Origin of the sequence: Rahnella sp. RFA10(1/100) (assembly GCF_004195115.1) — a bacterium.
In the GTDB taxonomy this organism is placed as follows: Bacteria; Pseudomonadota; Gammaproteobacteria; order Enterobacterales; family Enterobacteriaceae; genus Rahnella; species Rahnella perminowiae.
In genome coordinates this window covers 654,491-673,447 of record NZ_SEWR01000002.1, presented here as the reverse complement: position 1 = coordinate 673,447, position 18,957 = coordinate 654,491, and the positions used below count along the sequence as shown (strand labels likewise).

The 18,957-nt window shown below is 52.9% G+C and carries 16 protein-coding genes; 6 read left to right on the top strand and 10 right to left on the bottom strand.

Features of this window, described 5'->3' with window-relative positions:
• Positions 1-59 precede the first annotated feature (59 nt).
• From ETV65_RS09705 to ETV65_RS09690, 4 genes are all read right to left on the bottom strand, one after another.
• Positions 60-1,295 carry a carbohydrate porin gene (locus ETV65_RS09705; protein ID WP_235174257.1) on the bottom strand — a complete coding sequence of 412 codons (1,236 nt, stop codon included), beginning with the start codon at positions 1,293-1,295 and terminating at the stop codon, positions 60-62.
• Positions 1,296-1,588: 293 nt separating this feature from the next.
• Entirely contained in the window at positions 1,589-2,986 is a 1,398-nt protein-coding gene (ascB, locus tag ETV65_RS09700) for a 6-phospho-beta-glucosidase (protein ID WP_129952657.1), read from the bottom strand.
• Between the two features lie 22 nt (positions 2,987-3,008).
• Positions 3,009-4,883 (bottom strand): PTS beta-glucoside transporter subunit IIABC, encoded by a 1,875-nt coding sequence (gene bglF / locus ETV65_RS09695; RefSeq protein ID WP_129952656.1) that lies wholly within the window; start codon positions 4,881-4,883, stop codon positions 3,009-3,011.
• A 305-nt stretch (positions 4,884-5,188) separates the two neighbouring features.
• Positions 5,189-5,962, bottom strand: a complete 774-nt coding sequence (locus ETV65_RS09690) for a glucose 1-dehydrogenase (RefSeq protein ID WP_129952655.1) — start codon at positions 5,960-5,962, stop codon at positions 5,189-5,191.
• A 118-nt stretch (positions 5,963-6,080) separates the two neighbouring features.
• Here ETV65_RS09690 and ETV65_RS09685 point away from each other — a divergent pair, with 118 nt between their 5' ends.
• From ETV65_RS09685 to ETV65_RS09675, 3 genes are all read left to right on the top strand, one after another.
• Positions 6,081-6,983 carry a LysR family transcriptional regulator gene (locus ETV65_RS09685; RefSeq protein WP_129952654.1) on the top strand — a complete coding sequence of 301 codons (903 nt, stop codon included), beginning with the start codon at positions 6,081-6,083 and terminating at the stop codon, positions 6,981-6,983.
• A 307-nt stretch (positions 6,984-7,290) separates the two neighbouring features.
• On the top strand, positions 7,291-8,703 hold the full coding sequence (locus ETV65_RS09680; RefSeq protein WP_129952653.1) for an MFS transporter: 1,413 nt from the start codon (positions 7,291-7,293) through the stop codon (positions 8,701-8,703).
• Entirely contained in the window at positions 8,700-11,078 is a 2,379-nt protein-coding gene (locus tag ETV65_RS09675; protein ID WP_129952652.1) for a glycoside hydrolase family 3 N-terminal domain-containing protein, read from the top strand. The genes ETV65_RS09680 and ETV65_RS09675 overlap by 4 nt, the downstream gene beginning before the upstream one ends.
• A 64-nt stretch (positions 11,079-11,142) precedes the next feature.
• On the opposite strand, the gene ruvB is transcribed toward ETV65_RS09675, so the two are convergent.
• The 6 genes from ruvB to aspS form a co-directional block, all read right to left on the bottom strand.
• The gene (gene ruvB / locus ETV65_RS09670; protein ID WP_129952651.1) at positions 11,143-12,150 is read right to left on the bottom strand and encodes a Holliday junction branch migration DNA helicase RuvB; all 1,008 of its coding nucleotides are present in this window, start codon (positions 12,148-12,150) and stop codon (positions 11,143-11,145) included.
• A gap of 8 nt (positions 12,151-12,158) precedes the next feature.
• Positions 12,159-12,773, bottom strand: coding sequence for a Holliday junction branch migration protein RuvA (ruvA, locus tag ETV65_RS09665; RefSeq protein WP_129952650.1), 615 nt, complete (start codon positions 12,771-12,773; stop codon positions 12,159-12,161).
• 87 nt (positions 12,774-12,860) lie between these two features.
• Positions 12,861-13,382 carry a crossover junction endodeoxyribonuclease RuvC gene (ruvC, locus tag ETV65_RS09660; RefSeq protein WP_120133488.1) on the bottom strand — a complete coding sequence of 174 codons (522 nt, stop codon included), beginning with the start codon at positions 13,380-13,382 and terminating at the stop codon, positions 12,861-12,863.
• Positions 13,383-13,490: 108 nt separating this feature from the next.
• Positions 13,491-14,234, bottom strand: a complete 744-nt coding sequence (locus tag ETV65_RS09655) for a YebC/PmpR family DNA-binding transcriptional regulator (RefSeq protein WP_013575035.1) — start codon at positions 14,232-14,234, stop codon at positions 13,491-13,493.
• Positions 14,235-14,259: 25 nt separating this feature from the next.
• Entirely contained in the window at positions 14,260-14,706 is a 447-nt protein-coding gene (nudB, locus tag ETV65_RS09650) for a dihydroneopterin triphosphate diphosphatase (protein ID WP_129952649.1), read from the bottom strand.
• Entirely contained in the window at positions 14,706-16,502 is a 1,797-nt protein-coding gene (gene aspS / locus ETV65_RS09645) for an aspartate--tRNA ligase (RefSeq protein ID WP_129952648.1), read from the bottom strand. The genes nudB and aspS overlap by 1 nt, the downstream gene beginning before the upstream one ends.
• A 335-nt stretch (positions 16,503-16,837) precedes the next feature.
• Here aspS and ETV65_RS09640 point away from each other — a divergent pair, with 335 nt between their 5' ends.
• From ETV65_RS09640 to ETV65_RS09630, 3 genes are all read left to right on the top strand, one after another.
• A complete protein-coding gene (locus ETV65_RS09640) occupies positions 16,838-17,413 on the top strand; it encodes a hydrolase (protein ID WP_129952647.1) in 576 nt (191 codons plus the stop codon).
• 84 nt (positions 17,414-17,497) lie between these two features.
• Positions 17,498-18,316 (top strand): DUF72 domain-containing protein, encoded by an 819-nt coding sequence (locus tag ETV65_RS09635; protein WP_129952646.1) that lies wholly within the window; start codon positions 17,498-17,500, stop codon positions 18,314-18,316.
• Positions 18,317-18,427: 111 nt separating this feature from the next.
• On the top strand, positions 18,428-18,823 hold the full coding sequence (locus ETV65_RS09630) for an MAPEG family protein (RefSeq protein WP_095922388.1): 396 nt from the start codon (positions 18,428-18,430) through the stop codon (positions 18,821-18,823).
• Positions 18,824-18,957: the final 134 nt, after the last annotated feature.

The window sequence follows — 18,957 nt, the reverse complement described above, 5'->3', positions numbered from 1 at the left end:
TGCGGATCTGCCTGTTAATTTTACCAGATCCGATCCGCAGTCAGGCGTAAATTTTGTACTCAGAACGTGACGATGGCCTTAAGTCCGGTCACCCAGGCATCCTGCGTTTCCTTCACCCCGCCCGGCCGGTACCAGTATTGCAAATCCGGTTGCAAAATCAGCCATGAACGCACTTTGATCTGATAATACAGATCGGCGTTGACGGAATGGCCTGACAGCGGCGTATACAGCGGATTGCCGTAATCATCGACCTGATAAAGAGTATTCAGGTTTTCCTGATTCTGACGGTAATGGTTACTCATCTGAATATGTGTCACACCCAGGCCCAGCCAGTCTTCCGGACGCGCATCAAACAGCCCGCGATAGCGCAGGGAAGCCGCCTGCGTGTAATGAATGGTATTACTGCGCTGGTCGCCTACTCCCAGGCTGTATGACACGCTCATGCCACGGTTCGGATCATCACCGCGCTGTGTGATCTGCTGGTTGAAGCCGGTATACATAAACCAGGTGCTGCTGTGTTTGCGGTAACCTTGCGGATCCGTTGCACCGACACTTTGCGTTTTCCCCTGCGACAAATCGGTTTGCGGCGAATTGGTATACAGCAGGCCGAAGTTATAAATACCCGGCAAACCATTCACCTTGGTTTTCAGTTCCGCTTCCATCGGCAGCAGGATACCGCGGGCGCCTTTCAGGGAGCCGCTCCAGGCGTATTTACGATCCGACGCGTCCGGGTTCTGTTCCATGATGCCGGTTTTCAGCGTCAGTTCCGATGTCAGTTTGTACTGAACCGTGGTGCCCCAGTAATGTTTATTCCAGTTGTACCAGGTCATCGAGTTGGCGGATTTACCGCCGCACTGGCTCAGCAACTGAAAATCACAGGGGATTATCTGGTCGAAGTCCTGATTTTTGTTCATCATGCCGATGCGCCAGTGCAGTTTGCGATCATCGAAACTACGGCCAAAGGTCAGCCAGCCCAGACGGGTTATGGACTGTCCGCCCCAGCTCTCCTGCGCAAGGTCGTTAAATCCGACACGCGGATCCTGTGTACGTTCTGTGGTCAGATTATCGTTGTGGTTACGGTTAACAATGTTCCCTTCGATGGCCGCGTCGGGAATGCCGGTGTACATTTCCAGATCCTGCGTAAAAGTCAGCGAGAACTGATCGATATACGCCAGATGTTTATCATGGTTGTAACCGCCACCAGCGTTGTAAGAGGATTCACTCAGATAACCGAGCTGATAATGGAAACCGTGGTCTTCGATGATCGGACGGATACCCAGCATATCGCCGAACATGCCCTCGCCCGGCGCTTCAAAACCAAGCACGGTACCGTTCCAGTTACTGGCGGCCTGGGCAGCATGATTATGTAGTGCAGAGAAAAACAATACCCAAAATCCATATTTCAGCAGGTGCTTTATTTTATTATTTTCTTTATATTGAGGTGTCGAAGAAGTCAGAGAAAGTGTCATCATTATATTTCCGTCTGATTATTTTAAATGATCATTTTTGTTATTTTTAATACAGAGCGAACAGGCGGCTTATAATTTATAAGCCGCAGGGTTATCTATTATTAATGGCAAAAGTCAGATCAGGATTTTAAAGATGCGCCGTTTGAACTAATCACTTCCTGATACCAGAAGAAGCTTTTCTTACGGCGGCGCTCCAGCGTGCCATTACCCTGATCATCACGGTCAACATAGATATAACCGTAGCGTTTGGAGAATTCCGCTTTCGAGGCACTGACCAGATCAATCGGCCCCCAGCTGGTATAGCCCATGACTTCCACGCCATCTTCAATGGCTTCACGCACCTGAACCAGGTGGTCATTGATGTACTGAATGCGGTAATCATCATGAATGCTGCCGTCAGCTTCAACTTTATCGCGCGCGCCCAAACCGTTCTCGACAATAAATAACGGTTTCTGATAACGGTCATAAAGCTCGTTCATTAAGAAGCGCAAACCCTCCGGGTCAATCTGCCATCCCCATTCGGAACTTTGCAGATGCGGGTTCGGCACCATATTTAATATATTGGCACGCGCTTTAATATTTTGCTCTTCATCCGTGGTGACACAACCGGTCATGTAATAACTGAATGAGATAAAATCAACGGTTTCTTTTAACGCCGCTTTATCTTCCGCCGTAATAGTAATGTCCATGCCACGATCTTTAAAGAAACGCTGCATATAAGCCGGATAGGCACCCCGTACCTGAACATCGCCGAAGAATAACCAGTCGCGGTTTTGCTGCAACGTTTCCATCATATCGGCCGGTTTGCAGGTCAGCGGATACAGCATGCCCCCGAGCAACATATTACCGATTTTACCGTCAGGAATAATCTCATGACAGGCTTTAACCGCTTTGGCACTGGCAACCAGCTGATGGTGGATGGCCTGATAAACTTCCTGCTTGCTGCTGTCTTCCGGCAGTCCCACGCCGGTGAATGGCGCATGCAGCGACATATTGATCTCGTTAAAGGTCAGCCAGTGCTTCACTTTATCTTTATAGCGGGTGAACACGGTACGGGCGTAATTTTCAAAGAAACCGATGGTGTCGCGACTGCCCCAGCCACCGTGTTTCTTCACGAGGCCGTACGGCATTTCGTAGTGAGAAAGCGTCACCAGCGGTGTAATACCGTATTTTGCCATTTCATCAAACAGGCGGTCGTAGAATGCCAGACCCGCTTCATTCGGCTGTGATTCATCACCCTGCGGGAAGATACGCGTCCAGGCGATTGAGGTACGCAGCACGGTAAAGCCCATTTCGGCGAACAATTTCATGTCCTGCGGATAACGGTGATAGAAGTCGATGGCGACATCTTTCACGCCGAAATCCCCTTCCGTACGTTCCTGCACCGGGCCGAAAACTCCCTGCGGTTGTAGATCTGATGTGGATAAGCCTTTACCGTCTGTCAGGTATGACCCCTCCACCTGATTGGCTGCGACGGCTCCGCCCCATAAGAATCCGTTTGGGAATTGTTTGTTCATATGAACCTCCAGGCTCTGTTCGTTAGCGTAATAAAGTCAGTAAAGGGGTCTGTTCGCGGGCATCCTGCCCGACACCGGCCGGAATGACGTCAAGATAATCATCGCTGTTGGTGACAATCACTGGGGTAGTCAGGTCATAACCCGCATCCGTAATGCCCTGCAAATCGAATTCCAGAAGCAGATCACCCTGTTTCACCACCGCATCGACAGCAACGTGTGGCGTAAAGAATTTGCCGTCGAGTTTCACGGTGTCGATGCCGACGTGGATCAAAATTTCTGCGCCGCTTTCCGATTCAATTCCGATGGCGTGATGGGTTTTGAACAGTGAAACCACCGTGCCATCCACCGGTGACACGACTCTTCCGCTGACAGGCACAATGGCCACACCTTTACCCAGCAACCCGCTGGCAAATGTCGGATCTTTCACAGTATCGAGCGCGATACACGGACCGCTCATCGGGCTGGCGACCAGCGTTTTGCCACGCGGTGCCTGGATGGCTTCCGCTTTGGCCTTTTCGCTGACTGCCGGTGCGACCGCTTCTTCTTTCATCCCGAAGAAATAAGTCGCCAGTGCGGCAAACAGTATGGCAATCAGGGTGCCGGCAATCGCCGCCGTCACCGTGTTATTAAACCCTGCCGGCGGAATAATTTGGGTGAAGGTGAAAATACTGGGGAAACCGAAGGAGTAGGCAGTCGTCTGGAAATAGCCGAGGATCGCCGCGCCCAGCGCCCCGCCGATGCAGCCGAAAATGAACGGACGGCGATGCGGCAAGGTGATGCCATAGACCGCCGGTTCAGTAATACCGAAAATCCCGGCGCTGATCGCCGACCCTGCCAGCGCTTTGGTACGGGCATCTTTGGTGCGCAGCATCACACCAGCGACCGCACCGACCTGCCCCATCACCGCAGGCAGTAACAGCGGAAGCATGGTGTCATGGCCGAGCACGCTGAAGTTGTTGATCATCAGCGGCACCAGCCCCCAGTGCAGACCGAAGATCACACACACCTGCCACAGCGCACCCATAAAGGCACCCGCGACCATCGGGCTGACGTGATAAACAAACTGGTAGCCATTGGCCAGTTGCTGACTGGCCCAGGTCGCCACCGGACCGATAACCAGGAATGTCAGCGGCACAATCACCATCAGGCAGATCAATGGTGTAATAAAGTTACGCAGCGCGCCGGGCAAAATTTTCATTGCCCGCTTTTCCAGCCAGCTTGATGCCCACGCGGCCAGGATCACCGGGATAACCGAAGAGGTATAATTGATAAAGACCAGCGGGATGCCGAAGAAATGCTCACCCTGTGCGCCAGGCTGCTGTGCATTAAAGGCGGCAATCATCAGCGGATGCACCATCGCGCCGCCAATCATCATGGTCACAAACGGGTTACCGCCGAATTTTTTACCGGCGGTATAACCGATCACCAGCGGGAAGAAATAGAACATAGCGTCGCTGGCGGCGAACCAGACTTTATAGGTCCCGCTTTCCGGCACCATCCAGCCGCAGGCCAGCGCCAGTGCCAGAAAACCTTTCAGGATCCCTGATGCGGCCATAATGCCAATAAACGGCGTGAAGATGCCTGAGATGACATCGATGGCTCTTGCAAACAAACTGTCTTTTTCGCCGGTGTCGTCGTCACCGCTGTCGGAAAGCGCGCTGCCTTTCACCAGCGCGTCATACACTGCACCGACGTGGTTGCCGATCACCACCTGAAACTGACCGCCGCTCTCGACCACCATGATTACGCCCGGATTTTCTTTCAGCCCGGCTGCATCGGCTTTACGGGTGTCTTTGAGTTTAAAACGTAAGCGGGTGGCGCAATGCACCACACTGTTAACGTTGTCCTTTCCGCCCACTCCGCGGAGAATTTCATCGGCTAATGTTCTGTATTCCATAGTGTCATCTCATCAGAGTAATGGCGTCGTGCACGACATTGCCGTTGTGTTTCAAAGGGGCGGCCGGCCCCTGAATTCAGGCCAAAAAAAAACCTAAATTTCCCGATTCTTTGCGATACACAAAGAAATGAGAAATTTAGGTTTTGCCTGTCAGACAGTAACAATCCTGCTTTCTGAACCGGATTCTCTGGCGAATCGTAAACAGAAACAAGTCGTAATATCTGCCGGATGATGAAATTGTGATCGGCTTCAGATTTTATGCAGACAGACGCCCGTCCCTGAGCCTCCGTCTCTTTTCGTCTTATCTAGCGCAACCCCGCCACCGTGAATCCACCATCCACCAGCAGATTCTGACCGGTCACAAACCTCGCTTCATCGCTGCACAGCCACGCCACCACGTCGCCGACATCTGCCGGTTGGCCCACGCGCCCCGCCGGGGTCAGCCGCACAAAAGGGATCAGCGTTTCTTCATTGGCTCCCAGCCGCCGCGCCATGGGGGTATCGATAATGCCGGGATTAACGTTATTGATGCGGATATTCTGCGCACCGGTTTCCAGTGCTATAGCGCGGATCATCGCGTCAAGTCCGCCTTTGCTGGCGGAATACGCCGCAGAGCCAATACTTGCTCCGTGCGCCAGCCAGGAAGAGGTATTCACAATCGCGCCGCCACGCCCAGCGGCGGTCATGGCTTCCAGCTGATATTTCACTGACAGCCAGACGCCTTTCAGATTAGTGGCAATCACCCGGTCAAATTCTGCTTCTGTCATGTCACTGACCGGCGCAAAGCCTTCCACACCCGCGTTATTAAACGCGGCGTCCAGCCGCCCGTACTGTGCCAGCGTCGCGGCAATAAGATGCCGGACCTGTGCGCTGTCTGACACATCGGTCGGCACCGCCAGAGCATCACCGCCGCGTTCGCGGATCATCATCACCGTTTCCTGCAGTTCTGTTTCCCGTCTGCCTGCCACCACGACGTTCGCCCCATCGCGTGAAAATGCCAGTGCGGCCGCCCGCCCGATGCCTGAACCGCCGCCGGTGACCAGCGCAACCCGACCCTGTAACCGTAATATCTGAGACATGTTTTCTCCCGTGGATGAATGTTCCGTACCGAGACCTGACTATAAGTGGATTGATTGATGTAAATAAGCCATGCTATATCGCATGCTTTACTGGCTCACATTCATCAACAGGAAACTCATGCGCCCCTGCGAATTTGGAGAACTGACCGCTTTTGTCGCCATAGCGGAAGAGAAGAGTTTCCGCAAAGCTGCGGCGCGGCTGAATTTAACGGCTTCAACGCTGAGTCATTCCTTACGGTCCCTGGAAGAGCGTCTGGGTGTACGGTTGCTGAACCGCACCACGCGGCAGGTGTCGCCAACCGAAGCGGGTATCGCCCTGCTGGCGGACATCGCTCCGGCATTGTTGGCCATCTCCGGCGCGGTGGAAAATGTCAATGCTTTCAGGGAAATACCGAAAGGCACGGTGCGTATTAATACGCCGCGCATCGCCGCCGAAATGGTTTTCCTGCCACAGTTGCGTGAATTTTGTCAGCAGTTTCCGGATATCACGCTCGAACTTGCCACCAATGACGGTTTTGTGGACATCATCAGTGAGGGTTTTGATGCGGGAGTGCGCATCCGGGGCGATGTTCAGCAAGACATGAATGCTGTACGCCTGACTGCCGATTTTCACTCTGCGGTGTACGGTTCGCCGGATTATTTCGCACGACATCCGCAACCCCGAACGCCTGCCGATTTGAAAAATCATGCCTGCATTGGTCGTCGGGAAATTGCCAGCGGTTCGCTCTATCGCTGGGAGTTTGAAAAAGACGGGCGACAGGTGGCTGTGCCCGTCAGGGGGCCACTGGTGGTCGACAGCGTCAGCATGATGACCCGCATTGCACTCGACGGCGCCGGGCTGGTTTACAGCGCACAGAGTGCAGAACATGATGCGCTGGTGGCAGAAAGTAAGCTGATCCGGGTACTTGAAGACTGGTCGGTCACTTTTCCCGGATTCTTTCTCTACTACCCCGGCCACCGCCAGTTATCCGCCGCATTAAAAGCGGTAACCGGTTATTTCCGCTGGCGGGAAGCTTTATAAAACCATCGTCTCAGCCCGTTCACCGGCGATAATCTCCGGCACAATCATGTCCTGCGGCGGTTTTGTCAGACATATACCGCCTTTCATGTCTCCGGTGGCAATGATCAGTTTGATCCCGTTCACAAATAAAAAACAAAATCAAAAAACGTAATTTATATATTCGTTTCCTCAATTGTTTACCTTGGTTCTATTCACAATACTTTTGGCATCAATTGACTTCCTCAGGTTATTTATCTTTCTTTCGTTAAAGACATTAATAATTATTTTCCGTCGGTTATCTCTCCTTACAGAAAGCAGGTAACAAATAATGATGATCACTCCGGTTCTTTCAGTGAAAGATAAGATTGGCTACGGACTCGGCGATATGGCCAGTGCGCTGGTCTGGCAAACAGCGACCTTGTTTCTCGCTTATTTCTATACGGATGTTTTTGGTTTACCCGCCGCGATTATGGGCACGCTATTTTTAGTGGTTCGTGCCGTGGACGCCTGTGTCGATCCCTGCATCGGCGCGCTGGTTGACCGCACCACGACGCGCTACGGGAAATTCCGCCCGTGGCTGCTGTGGTTTGCGATCCCGTTTGGTGTCTGTTGCCTGATCACATTTTATGTGCCTGATATATCGCCAACCGGTAAAATTATTTATGCAGCAGTGACTTATACTTTACTAAGCCTGGTATATTCCGCCATCAATGTGCCGTATTGTGCGATGCCGGGGGCGTTAACGCTCGATCCACGCGAACGCCATTCACTGCAATCGTGGCGCTTCGGGTTGTCATTTATCGGCGGCCTGGTGGTCACGGTGATCGCCCTGCCACTGGTGGAAAAACTCGGTGCCGGTAATCCGCAGAAAGGCTACTTCTATGCCATGAGCCTGATGGGACTGCTAGGTATCGTATTATTTTTCTGTTGTTTCGGGCTGACGCGGGAGCGTTATCAGCCACGTAATGATACGTCCGGTTCAATGCTGAGCGACCTGAAATTGCTGTGGAATAATTCACAATGGCGCATTGTTTTTATTTTTAATATTTTGCTGCTGTGCGCCGTGGTTATCCGGGGTTCCGCCACGCTGTATTACGTGAAATATGTGCTGGCCCGTCCGGATCTGGTATTTAATTTTATTGTTTTCGGTATGATCGCCTCATTATTGGGTGCCTTACTGTCTGAGAAATTATTAGGTAAATTCGACCGGATTAAATCCTATCAATGGACAATCCTGACCTTTGTGATCTGCAACGCAGCTATTTTCTTTGTTCCTTCGCCGTCCATTGGCCTTATTTTCGCCCTCAATCTGGTGTTCAGTTTTATCCAAAACCTTACCACGCCGTTGCAATGGACAATGTTCTCAGACGTCGTAGATCATGAAGAATCCCGCACCGGCCGGCGGCTTGACGGGCTGGTATTCTCCACGGCGCTGTTTGCCATTAAATTCGGACTGGCACTGGGTGGAGCTATTGTCGGCTGGGTGCTCGGTATGGTCGATTACCTGCCGAACGGTGCCACGCAAAGTGCGCCGGTAATGTTAACCATTAATTCACTGTTCACACTGGTGCCGTGTGCGCTATTCCTGCTGATGGCCGCCCTGCTTTTCATCTACAAACTCAACAACCGCACAATGCAAACTATCGCCTCCTCCCTCGCAACGCGACGTTCTTTCGCAGGCGCAGAGGAACCCGTGCTCAGCGGTTCCCGGCCTTTGATTAATCAAGGAGATGCAAGATGACTTATCTTTATCAGGATGCTTCCCAACCCGTATCCAGCCGCGTCGCCGATCTTCTGGCCCGTATGACGCCGGAGGAAAAATTCGCCCAGATGCATGCGTTCTGGCTGATCCTCGACAGCCACGGCAATCACAAAGAACGTACCGACCTGAGCGATGACTTTGCCGGGCATAAACAGAGTCAGGGACTGGAACAGCAACTGGCACTGGGTGCCGGGCAAATTACCCGCCCGCTTGGCACCCACGTGGTGAGCCCGGCTGAAGGCAGACAAGCGCTGAACCGGCTGCAAAAAACTCTGGTGGAAGAAACGAGGCTGGGCATCCCGGCGATGTTCCACGAGGAATGTCTGGTGGGTCTGCTGTGTAAAGATGCCACGTTGTTTCCCTCATCCCTGTGCTATGCCTCAACCTGGGATCCGCAATTAATGGAGCAGATTGCCGCCGCTATCCGTGAGGAAGCGCAAAGCGTAGGTTGTCATCAGGGGCTGGCGCCGGTGCTGGATGTGTCACGCGATGTGCGCTGGGGACGTACCGAAGAAACCTTTGGTGAAGACCCGTATCTGGTCGGCGTGATGGCAACGGCTTATGTACGCGGCTTACAGGGTGAAAAGCGTGACCTGCTGGCAACACTGAAACATTACGTCGGGCACTCTTTCAGCGAAGGCGCGCGTAACCATGCGCCTGTACATCTGGGGTTTCGCGAACTGAATGACACGTTTCTGCTGCCCTTTGAGATGGCGGTGAAACTGGCAAATGCCGGTTCCGTCATGCCGGCTTATCACGATATTGATGGACAGCCGTGCCACAGCGATCATTTCCTGCTGACCGAAATTTTACGTGAACAATGGGGATTCGACGGCCTGATTGTTGCCGATTACGGCGGCGTCAGTCTGCTGCATCAGCATCACGGCGTCAGCCATGACGATGCCGAGTCTGCCGCTTTATCGTTTAATGCGGGTCTGGATATTGAATTACCGAAAGGTGACTGCGCGCAGCATCTGGCAGATGCCGTTTCACGTGGCCTGATTGATATGGTGAAGATTGACGAAATTGTTGCCCGCATACTGACCGAAAAATTCCGTCTCGGGCTGTTTGAACAACCTTATGTCAGCGAACTTCAGCCGCAACTGCAGCAACCTGCCACACGGGCACTGGCCCGGAAAGCGGCTGTGCGATCCATCACCTTACTGGAAAATAATGGCATCCTGCCGCTGAAACCGACATCTGGCCAGAAAATTGCGGTAATAGGCCCGACGGCAGATGATCCGCTGGCCTTACTCAGCGGTTACAGCTTCCCGGTGCATCTGATCATCAGCGAAATGCAAGCGCAGACAGAACAGGTCATTACGCCGTTACAGGCTTTGCGCGACGCTTACGGTGAACAAAATATCCGTTATGCCAAAGGATGCCATATTCTCGAAAAACGCACCGCCGGTGCGCCGGTATTCCCCGGCGATGCAGGAACCCCGATGCAAAACTCACCGGTCTCACAAAGCACCATACTTATTCCGCAGGCGGTTAAACTGGCGCAGGAGAGTGACGTCGCACTGGTATTTGTCGGCGATCTGGCCGGATTGTTCCAGAGCGGCACAGTAGGAGAAGGTTCTGATACTGACAGCCTGAAATTGCCTGGCGTTCAGCAACAGTTGCTGGAAGAGGTCATCGCCACCGGCAAACCGACCGTTGTGGTGATGACCGGCGGGCGGCCGTATTCGCTCGGCGGACTGGAAGAAAAAGTCGCAGGATATCTTATGGCGTTTGCCCCCGGTCAGGAAGGTGGATGCGCCATCAGCGACATCCTCAGCGGCAAAGAGGCTCCGTCCGGAAGGCTGGTGCTTTCCGTGCCGAAAAGCGCCGGTGCAATGCCCTATTATTACAATCACAAGCTGAAAAGTGGCGGCACGCCGGTTGCATTCCACTTTGGTGCAAAATATCCGTTTGGTTACGGACTGAGCGGCACCACGTTCCGTTATCATGATTTTCAGCTCAGTCAGCATCCTGTCGCCATCGAAAATGGCGACATTGAGGTGCAGATACAAGTGACCAATACCGGTAAGCAAGCGGGCAGCGAAGTGGTGCAGGTTTATCTGCGCGACTGCGTGGCATCACTGGTGCGTCCGGTGCAGGAACTGAAAGCTTTCGAACGCGTTGAACTGGACGCCGGGCAAACGGCAACGCTCAGTTTCAGCATCCCCACCGATATGCTCAATTTCACCAGTAACGCCGGTAAGCGTATCGTCGAACCGGGTTTTGTCGAGGTACAGGTAGGGTCGTCGAGCAGGGATATTCATGCGCGTGGCAAAATCACGCTGGCCGGCGAAGTGCGGGAATTGCCCCGCGACTGGCGGATGGTCAGCCGGTGCGACGTCAATCAGTAACCACGGATGATGAAAAGCGAAACGGACGCCCTGAGCGTCCGTTTTTCATGCATACAAAGCGTTGTTACTCAGTCTCTCTGACGATACCAAAATGCTTATAGGCATGATTGGTCGCCATGCGTCCGCGCGGTGTGCGCTGAATAAACCCCTGCTGGATCAGGAAAGGTTCGATCACGTCTTCAATCGTCTCGCGTTCTTCACCGATCGCCGCCGCTAAGTTATCCAGCCCGACCGGTCCGCCGGTGAACTTGTCGATAATCGCCAGCAGCAGTTTGCGGTCCATGTAATCGAAACCTTCCGCGTCGACATCCAGCATATCCAGCGCGTCGTTGGCCACATCACCGTTGATGGTGCCGTCGCCTTTAACTTCGGCAAAGTCACGCACACGGCGCAACAGACGGTTGGCGATACGCGGCGTTCCGCGTGAACGGCGGGCAATCTGATGCGCGCCCTCTTCCGACAACTCCAGCCCAAGGCATAACGCACTGCGCCCGACAATGTGCTGTAAATCCGCCACCTGATAAAACTCGAGACGCTGCACAATCCCGAAACGGTCACGTAACGGTGACGTCAGTGAACCGGCGCGGGTCGTCGCACCAATCAGGGTAAACGGCGGTAAATCAAGTTTGATGGAACGTGCCGCAGGCCCTTCACCAATCATGATATCCAGCTGATAGTCCTCCATCGCCGGATACAGAATTTCTTCGACGACCGGTGAGAGACGGTGGATTTCATCAATGAAAAGCACATCGTGTGGCTCGAGGTTGGTCAGCATCGCGGCCAGGTCACCGGCTTTTTCCAGCACCGGCCCTGAAGTGGTCCGTAAATTCACGCCCATTTCATTCGCCACGATATTAGCCAGCGTGGTTTTACCCAGTCCCGGCGGTCCGAAAATCAACAGGTGATCGAGCGCGTCTTTGCGTTGCTTGGCCGCCTGAATAAAGATTTCCATTTGCGAACGCACGTGAGGCTGACCGACGTATTCGTTGAGCAGCTTCGGGCGGATTGCACGGTCGATGACTTCTTCTTCACTGAAGACTTCAGAAGATATCAGGCGGTCAGCTTCAATCATCGTTTACCTCACAGCGCCGCGCGCAGCGCTTCTCTAATTAGCGTTTCAGATTCGGCGCCCGGTTTGGCAACTTTGCTGATCATACGGCTGGCTTCTGGGGGTTTGTATCCGAGGGAAATCAGTGCTGCAACGGCTTCGCCTTCGGCGTCAGATTCCTGAGCTTTCGACGACGATGCAGGTAACGTGATATCAGTATGACTGTTAAATAGATCACCGTTTAATCCTTTAAACCGGTCTTTCATTTCGACAACCAGACGTTCTGCCGTTTTCTTACCGACGCCCGGTAACTTAATTAATGCGGTGATTTCTTCCTTTTCTACCGCACTGACAAATTGCTGAGCCGACATACCTGACAAGATCGCCAGCGCCAGCTTGGGTCCGACTCCGTTCACTTTGATCAGTTCACGGAACAGCGCGCGCTCTTGTTTATCGTTAAATCCATAGAGCAGCTGGGCATCTTCACGGACGATAAATTGCGTGAATATGATAGCTTCCTGGCCCAGTTCCGGCAATTCATAAAAACAGGTCATCGGCATATGCACTTCATAGCCAACGCCTTGGGTTTCAAGCAGCACCAATGGGGGCTGTTTTTCCAGAATAATGCCTCGTAGTCTGCCTATCACGTTCATTTTCCTTATCAGGTCAAAAGCAGCGATGTTTATATCATAAAAAAGGCTGGATGAATATCCAGCCCAACGAACGCACCGCCGCTATCGCATACGTCCGCGCGCCATTTGTAATTTGTCACTGCTGAGCCGGATAGCATTCTGGCTCATATGACAATGTGTTATCGCAATTGCCAGCGCATCGGCGGCATCTGCCTGCGGATTCGCCGGTAATTTCAGGATTGAACGCACCATATGCTGAACCTGCGTTTTTTCTGCGGCACCGGTACCGACGACGGTCTGTTTGACCTGCCTCGCGGCATACTCAAAGACCGGCAGGTCCTGATTAACGGCGGCCACAATGGCGGCACCGCGCGCCTGGCCAAGTTTTAACGCAGAATCGGCATTCTTCGCCATAAACACCGATTCGATGGCAAAAAAATCAGGCTGAAATTGCGTAATAATTTCCGACACACCGGCGTAAATCAGTTTCAGACGCCCCGGCATATCGTCCACGACAGTACGGATACAGCCGCTGCCGAGATAACTGAGCTGACGTCCTGTCTGGCGGATAATGCCATAGCCGGTAATACGCGAACCGGGGTCAATCCCCAGAATAATAGCCATAGCCAGTTAACGCCTTGTGTTGTCGTTTTTTACAAAGTTGGGGAGAGTATAAACTGCTGAGGGGCAACAGGATAGCCAGCCGGTGGTAGCCACCGGCTGGCAGAGAGATTACAGCGTTTCTGCGATCTCGTCGGAGATTTCACCGTTGTGGTAAACCTCCTGCACATCGTCACAATCTTCCAGCATATCAATCAGGCGCAACAGTTTTGGTGCAGTTTCTGCATCCATGTCGGCCTTGGTCGATGGGATCATCGTGACTTCGGCGGAATCAGCTTTGTAACCGGCAGCTTCCAGCGCGTCTTTCACTTCGCCCAGATTCTCCCAGGCAGTGAACACATCGATAGCGCCGTCATCATAAGAAATGATGTCTTCTGCGCCTGCTTCCAGCGCGGCTTCCATCAGCACGTCTTCATCCAGACCCGGTGCGAAAGTGATCACGCCTTTTTTGGAGAACAGATACGCCACGGAACCGTCGGTACCCAGATTGCCCCCGGTTTTGGTGAACGCATGACGCACTTCTGCCACGGTACGGTTACGGTTGTCACTCAGACATTCCACCATGATGGCTGAACCACCAGGGCCGTAACCTTCATAAATGATGGTTTCCATGTTGGTGTCTTCGTCACCGCCCACACCGCGTGCGATAGCACGGTTCAGGGTATCGCGGGTCATGTTGTTGGACAGCGCTTTATCGATAGCCGCACGCAGACGTGGGTTTGAACCCGCATCACCGCCGCCCAGACGCGCAGCCGTGACCAGCTCACGAATGATTTTGGTGAAAATTTTGCCGCGTTTAGAATCTTGCGCCGCTTTGCGGTGCTTGGTGTTGGCCCACTTACTGTGACCTGCCATAAATATCTCCAAAAAGTCTAAAGTCTTAACAGACCGAATAGTTTACAAATTCTTCAATCGCCTGCTGGTTGCTCGGTGAGACCGTCAGCGCTGCCGCTGCCGGTTTATCGAGCCACCGGTACGCATGATGTTCAGTCAGAACCACATCACGCTCGTCGGGTAACGCCAGACAGAACCAATGTTCTTTGTTACGGGTCACGCCGGGAGCATAGCGATGGCGCAAATGCGCAAATATTTCAAAATCCTCGCAGCGGTTACAGTCCTGAAGCGGCAGGTTTTCACCTGCAATGTCGATACCGACTTCTTCCATGACTTCCCGCTGCACGGTTTGATTCGGGGATTCCCCGTCTTCCAGACTGCCGGTCACCGACTGCCAGAAATCCGGGTCATCCTTACGTTGAAGCATCAGCACCCTGCCGGTGTTTCTGGCGTAGATGACGCACAGTATCGACTCAGGACGCTTATAGCTCATTAGTTATTCTCTGTATTTGTGTCGGGTGTCACTTCTTTTTTAGCCACAACCGCAATGCCCAGTTCCAGCAGTGACGCCGGGTTGGCAAAACTTGGTGCTTCGGTCATCAGACACGCCGCTGCGGTCGTTTTCGGGAAAGCGATTACGTCACGGATGTTATCCGTTCCGGTCAGCAACATCACCAGACGATCCAGACCAAATGCCAGGCCTGCGTGCGGAGGCGTACCGTATTTCAGTGCATCGAGCAGGAAGCCGAATTTCTCGCGCTGTTCGTGCTCGTTAATGCCCAGAATACTGAACACCGTCTGCTGCATTTCGCTGCGGTGAATACGCACAGAACCGCCGCCCACTTCGTAACCGTTGATGACCATGTCGTAGGCGTTAGCAATAGCAGAAACCGGGTTCGCAGCCAGCTCTTCAGCCGTCATGTCTTTCGGCGCAGTGAACGGGTGGTGCATAGCGCTCAGACCGCCTTCATCGGTGTCTTCAAACATCGGGAAGTCGATCACCCACAGCGGAGCCCACATGTCTTCTTTGGTGATTTTCAGGTCACGACCGACTTTAAGGCGCAGTGCACCCATGGCGTCAGTCACAATCTTAGCGCTGGCTGCGCCGAAGAAGATCATGTCGCCATCTTGTGCACCGGTACGTTCAATCAGGGCAGACAGCAATTCTTCATTCAGGAATTTAGCCACCGGGCTCTGAATGCCTTCCAGGCCTTTCGCGACCTCATTCACTTTGATGTAAGCCAGGCCTTTGGCACCGTAGATTTCGATGAATTTTGCGTATTCGTCGATTTGTTTACGGCTCAGGGAGGCACCGCCAGGGACACGTAATGCTGCCACGCGGCCTTTCGGATCGTTGGCCGGATCGGCAAACACTTTGAACTCGATGTTTTTCATCAGGTCCGCAACGTCAACCATTTCCATCGGGTTGCGCAGGTCCGGCTTATCAGAACCGTAACGACGCATCGCTTCTGCAAAAGTCATGACCGGGAAATCGCCCAGATCCACGCCTTTCACTTCCTGCCACAGTTCGCGGGCCAGTTTCTCCATCACTTCACGCACTTGTTCTGCGCTCATGAAAGAAGTTTCCACATCGATCTGGGTGAATTCAGGCTGACGGTCAGCACGTAAATCTTCATCACGGAAGCATTTTACGATCTGATAATAACGGTCAAAACCGGACATCATCAGCAGCTGTTTGAACAGCTGAGGAGACTGCGGCAAGGCATAGAACTTGCCTTTGTGCACACGGCTTGGCACCAGATAGTCACGCGCACCTTCCGGCGTGGCTTTGGTCAGCATCGGAGTTTCGATATCCAGGAAGTCATGGCTGTCCATGAAACGGCGCACAAAACTGGTGATTTTTGCGCGTGCTTTCAGTCGGTTAGCCATTTCAGGACGACGCAAATCAAGATAGCGGTATTTCAGACGCGCTTCTTCAGTGTTGACGTGGTTGGAGTCCAGCGGCAGCGATTCTGAACGGTTAATGATGTTCAGATTGCTGGCGAAGACTTCCACTTCACCGGTCGCCATGTCTTTGTTGAACTGGCTTTCCGGGCGTGCACGCACAATACCGGTTAGCTGGATGCAGAACTCGTTACGCAGTTCAGACGCCAGCTTGTAGGCTTCAGCCTGATCGGGGTCGAAGAAAACCTGGACGATGCCTTCGCGGTCACGCATATCGATGAAAATTAAACCACCCAAATCGCGGCGGCGGTTAACCCAGCCACACAATGTTACTTTCTGGCCCACATTGGACGCATTCAGTTTTCCACAATATACAGTACGCATAACGGTATCCTTTTGATCCCACTACCCGGCCTCATGGCTCACAGGCACAGAAACGGTTATTGACTCTGGTCGCCCGCCGCAAAACTCAGCAGCGCGCGGAATGGGTTTTATTCAGGTCGAAAAAAGGCGGCTATTATAAAGGAATTTCCGGCGAAGGATAAGTACGAACATGTCAACGCTGGCGCGGAAATTTATGCCTGTTGCTAGCTACACATAATTTAACAAAATTATATCTTTTTGCCCCCCGCGTTAGCATAAACTCGCGCCATCCCCTTTGTACACGCAGTAAATCACTCCTTTCTCTTATTACCTATTTTGAAAACCAGGAGCTAAGCATGAAACTTGATCCAAAAACGACCGCGCTGGTACTGATCGACTTACAGAAAGGGATTTTACCGTTCGCGGGCGGCCCGCACACCGCACAGCAGGTGCTGGACAACGCGACTGAACTGGCCAACCGTTTCCGTCAACTCGGTGCGCCAGTGGTGATGGTACGCGTAGGCTGGTCTGACTCCTTTGACGAAGCGCTGAAGCAACCGGTGGATGTGCCTTCTGTCGCACCGGAAGGCGGTTTACCGGCAAGCTGGTGGGAATTCCCGGAACAGCTGAACGTTACCGACAGCGATTTGCTGGTGATCAAACGTCAATGGGGCGCGTTTTACGGCACCGACCTGGATTTACAACTGCGTCGCCGTGGCATTAAAAGCATCGTACTGGCCGGTATTTCCACCAATATCGGCGTGGAATCAACGGCCCGTAATGCCTGGGAACATGGCTATGAACTGGTGATCGCAGAAGATGCGTGCAGCGCGCACAATAATGATCATCATCAGTCGAGTATGCAGTTTATTTTCCCGCGTATCAGCCGTGTCCGTTCCACCGCCGAAGTGCTTGCCGCGTTGCCATCGTAACGTTACCCTGATTTCCATGCCTGAACGCCGCCCGCTGAGGCGGCGTTTTACCTGGGATCCGGCCCGGAAAAAAGGAGCACCGATATGTATATTGGTTTACCGCAATGGCACCACAGCGCCTGGGCGAAGATGGGTTTGCGTGATCTGGCCGATTACGCGCGGTACTTCAATTGTGTCGAAGGCAATACGACATTTTACGCCCTGCCCAAACAGGAAGTGGTGATGCGCTGGCGTGATATGACGCCTGAATCTTTCCGCTTTTGTTTCAAATTTCCTTCCGACATCAGCCATAAAGCGGCACTGACGAATTGTCAGGAAGACGTCAGTATGTTTTACCGCACGCTTGAACCGCTTGGCGGACGCACCGGGCAACTCTGGCTGCAACTTCCGGCAGCGTTCGCGCCTGTCCATCTTGACCGCTTATGGCAGTTCCTGGATGCCCTGCCCGCCGGTTTCGATTATGGCGTCGAAGTTCGTCATCCGGATTTCTTCAAAAAAGGCGAGGCGGAACGTGCACTGAATCAGGGGTTACATCAGCGCGGCATTAACCGTGCGATCCTCGACAGCCGCCCGGTTCATAGCTCTACATCCGAAACACACGCGGTGCTTGAAGCCAAACGTAAAAAACCCGTTTTGCCGCTGCATGCACTGGCGACATCCACCCGGCCAATTGTCCGCTTTATCGGTGGCGACAGTCTCGAAGCGAACCGCCCGCTGTTCGGTCAGTGGATCACCAAACTCAGCGACTGGCAATCACAAGGATTGTCGCCGTACCTGTTCATTCATACGCCTGATTGTTCCGACGCTCCCCAGCAGGCGCGCAGCCTGTGGCAGGATCTGCGCCAGCATATTCCTTCGGTTCAGCCCGCACCGGACTGGCCGGAACAGGACACGTTGTTCTGAGAATATTCATGTTTTTCTGACGACAGTTTTACGTCATCCCGTTATCATAGTGACGCAGCGGAAAATCAGTGCCGTTCCGCCGGAAAACAGGGAATAACCAAGGAAGTCATCATGATTAGCGCGTTATATGTCGTGCTTGCCGCCATACTTTTAATCAAACTCTCTTTCGATGTTGTCCGTTTGCGGATGCAATACCGTATCGCCACCGGTGACGGCGGATCCTATGAATTACAAACGGCCATCCGCGTACACGGCAACGCCGTAGAATATCTGCCGATCGGCTGTTTACTGTTGCTGTATATGGAAATGAACGGCGCGGCAATCTGGACAGTACATGCCTGCGGCCTGTTACTGATCCTCGGCCGGTTATTTCATTATTACGGGCTCAAAAACCGCGAATTTGCCTGGCGCCGTAATGGCATGGCTGCCACTTATATTTCGCTGGTCCTGATGGTCGTGGTCAATATTATTTATCTGCCATGGTCACAGTTTTTGAACTTTGACTGATTACTGTGCCATTACCCGATAAATTTGATGTCCTTTTGAAACAACTCCAAGGCGCGCAGGTATCTGCCTGCGCCAGTATCTGCTAAAATCTGCCCTCAACTTTTTACCCACATTCTTTTTGGCCTGACTCACCG

What these genes read in the sequence shown, in the direction of transcription:
- ETV65_RS09690 (WP_129952655.1), bottom strand. Translation starts at nt 5,962, where the DNA reads ATGTCTCAGATATTACGGTTACAGGGTCGGGTTGCGCTGGTCACCGGC.
- ETV65_RS09680 (WP_129952653.1), top strand. Translation starts at nt 7,291, where the DNA reads ATGATGATCACTCCGGTTCTTTCAGTGAAAGATAAGATTGGCTACGGA.
- ETV65_RS09635 (WP_129952646.1), top strand. Translation starts at nt 17,498, where the DNA reads ATGTATATTGGTTTACCGCAATGGCACCACAGCGCCTGGGCGAAGATG.
- nudB (WP_129952649.1), bottom strand. Translation starts at nt 14,706, where the DNA reads ATGAGCTATAAGCGTCCTGAGTCGATACTGTGCGTCATCTACGCCAGA.
- bglF (WP_129952656.1), bottom strand. Translation starts at nt 4,883, where the DNA reads ATGGAATACAGAACATTAGCCGATGAAATTCTCCGCGGAGTGGGCGGA.
- ETV65_RS09640 (WP_129952647.1), top strand. Translation starts at nt 16,838, where the DNA reads ATGAAACTTGATCCAAAAACGACCGCGCTGGTACTGATCGACTTACAG.
- ETV65_RS09675 (WP_129952652.1), top strand. Translation starts at nt 8,700, where the DNA reads ATGACTTATCTTTATCAGGATGCTTCCCAACCCGTATCCAGCCGCGTC.
- ruvB (WP_129952651.1), bottom strand. Translation starts at nt 12,150, where the DNA reads ATGATTGAAGCTGACCGCCTGATATCTTCTGAAGTCTTCAGTGAAGAA.
- ETV65_RS09705 (WP_235174257.1), bottom strand. Translation starts at nt 1,295, where the DNA reads ATGTTCGGCGATATGCTGGGTATCCGTCCGATCATCGAAGACCACGGT.
- ETV65_RS09685 (WP_129952654.1), top strand. Translation starts at nt 6,081, where the DNA reads ATGCGCCCCTGCGAATTTGGAGAACTGACCGCTTTTGTCGCCATAGCG.
- ETV65_RS09630 (WP_095922388.1), top strand. Translation starts at nt 18,428, where the DNA reads ATGATTAGCGCGTTATATGTCGTGCTTGCCGCCATACTTTTAATCAAA.
- ascB (WP_129952657.1), bottom strand. Translation starts at nt 2,986, where the DNA reads ATGAACAAACAATTCCCAAACGGATTCTTATGGGGCGGAGCCGTCGCA.
- aspS (WP_129952648.1), bottom strand. Translation starts at nt 16,502, where the DNA reads ATGCGTACTGTATATTGTGGAAAACTGAATGCGTCCAATGTGGGCCAG.
- ETV65_RS09655 (WP_013575035.1), bottom strand. Translation starts at nt 14,234, where the DNA reads ATGGCAGGTCACAGTAAGTGGGCCAACACCAAGCACCGCAAAGCGGCG.
- ruvC (WP_120133488.1), bottom strand. Translation starts at nt 13,382, where the DNA reads ATGGCTATTATTCTGGGGATTGACCCCGGTTCGCGTATTACCGGCTAT.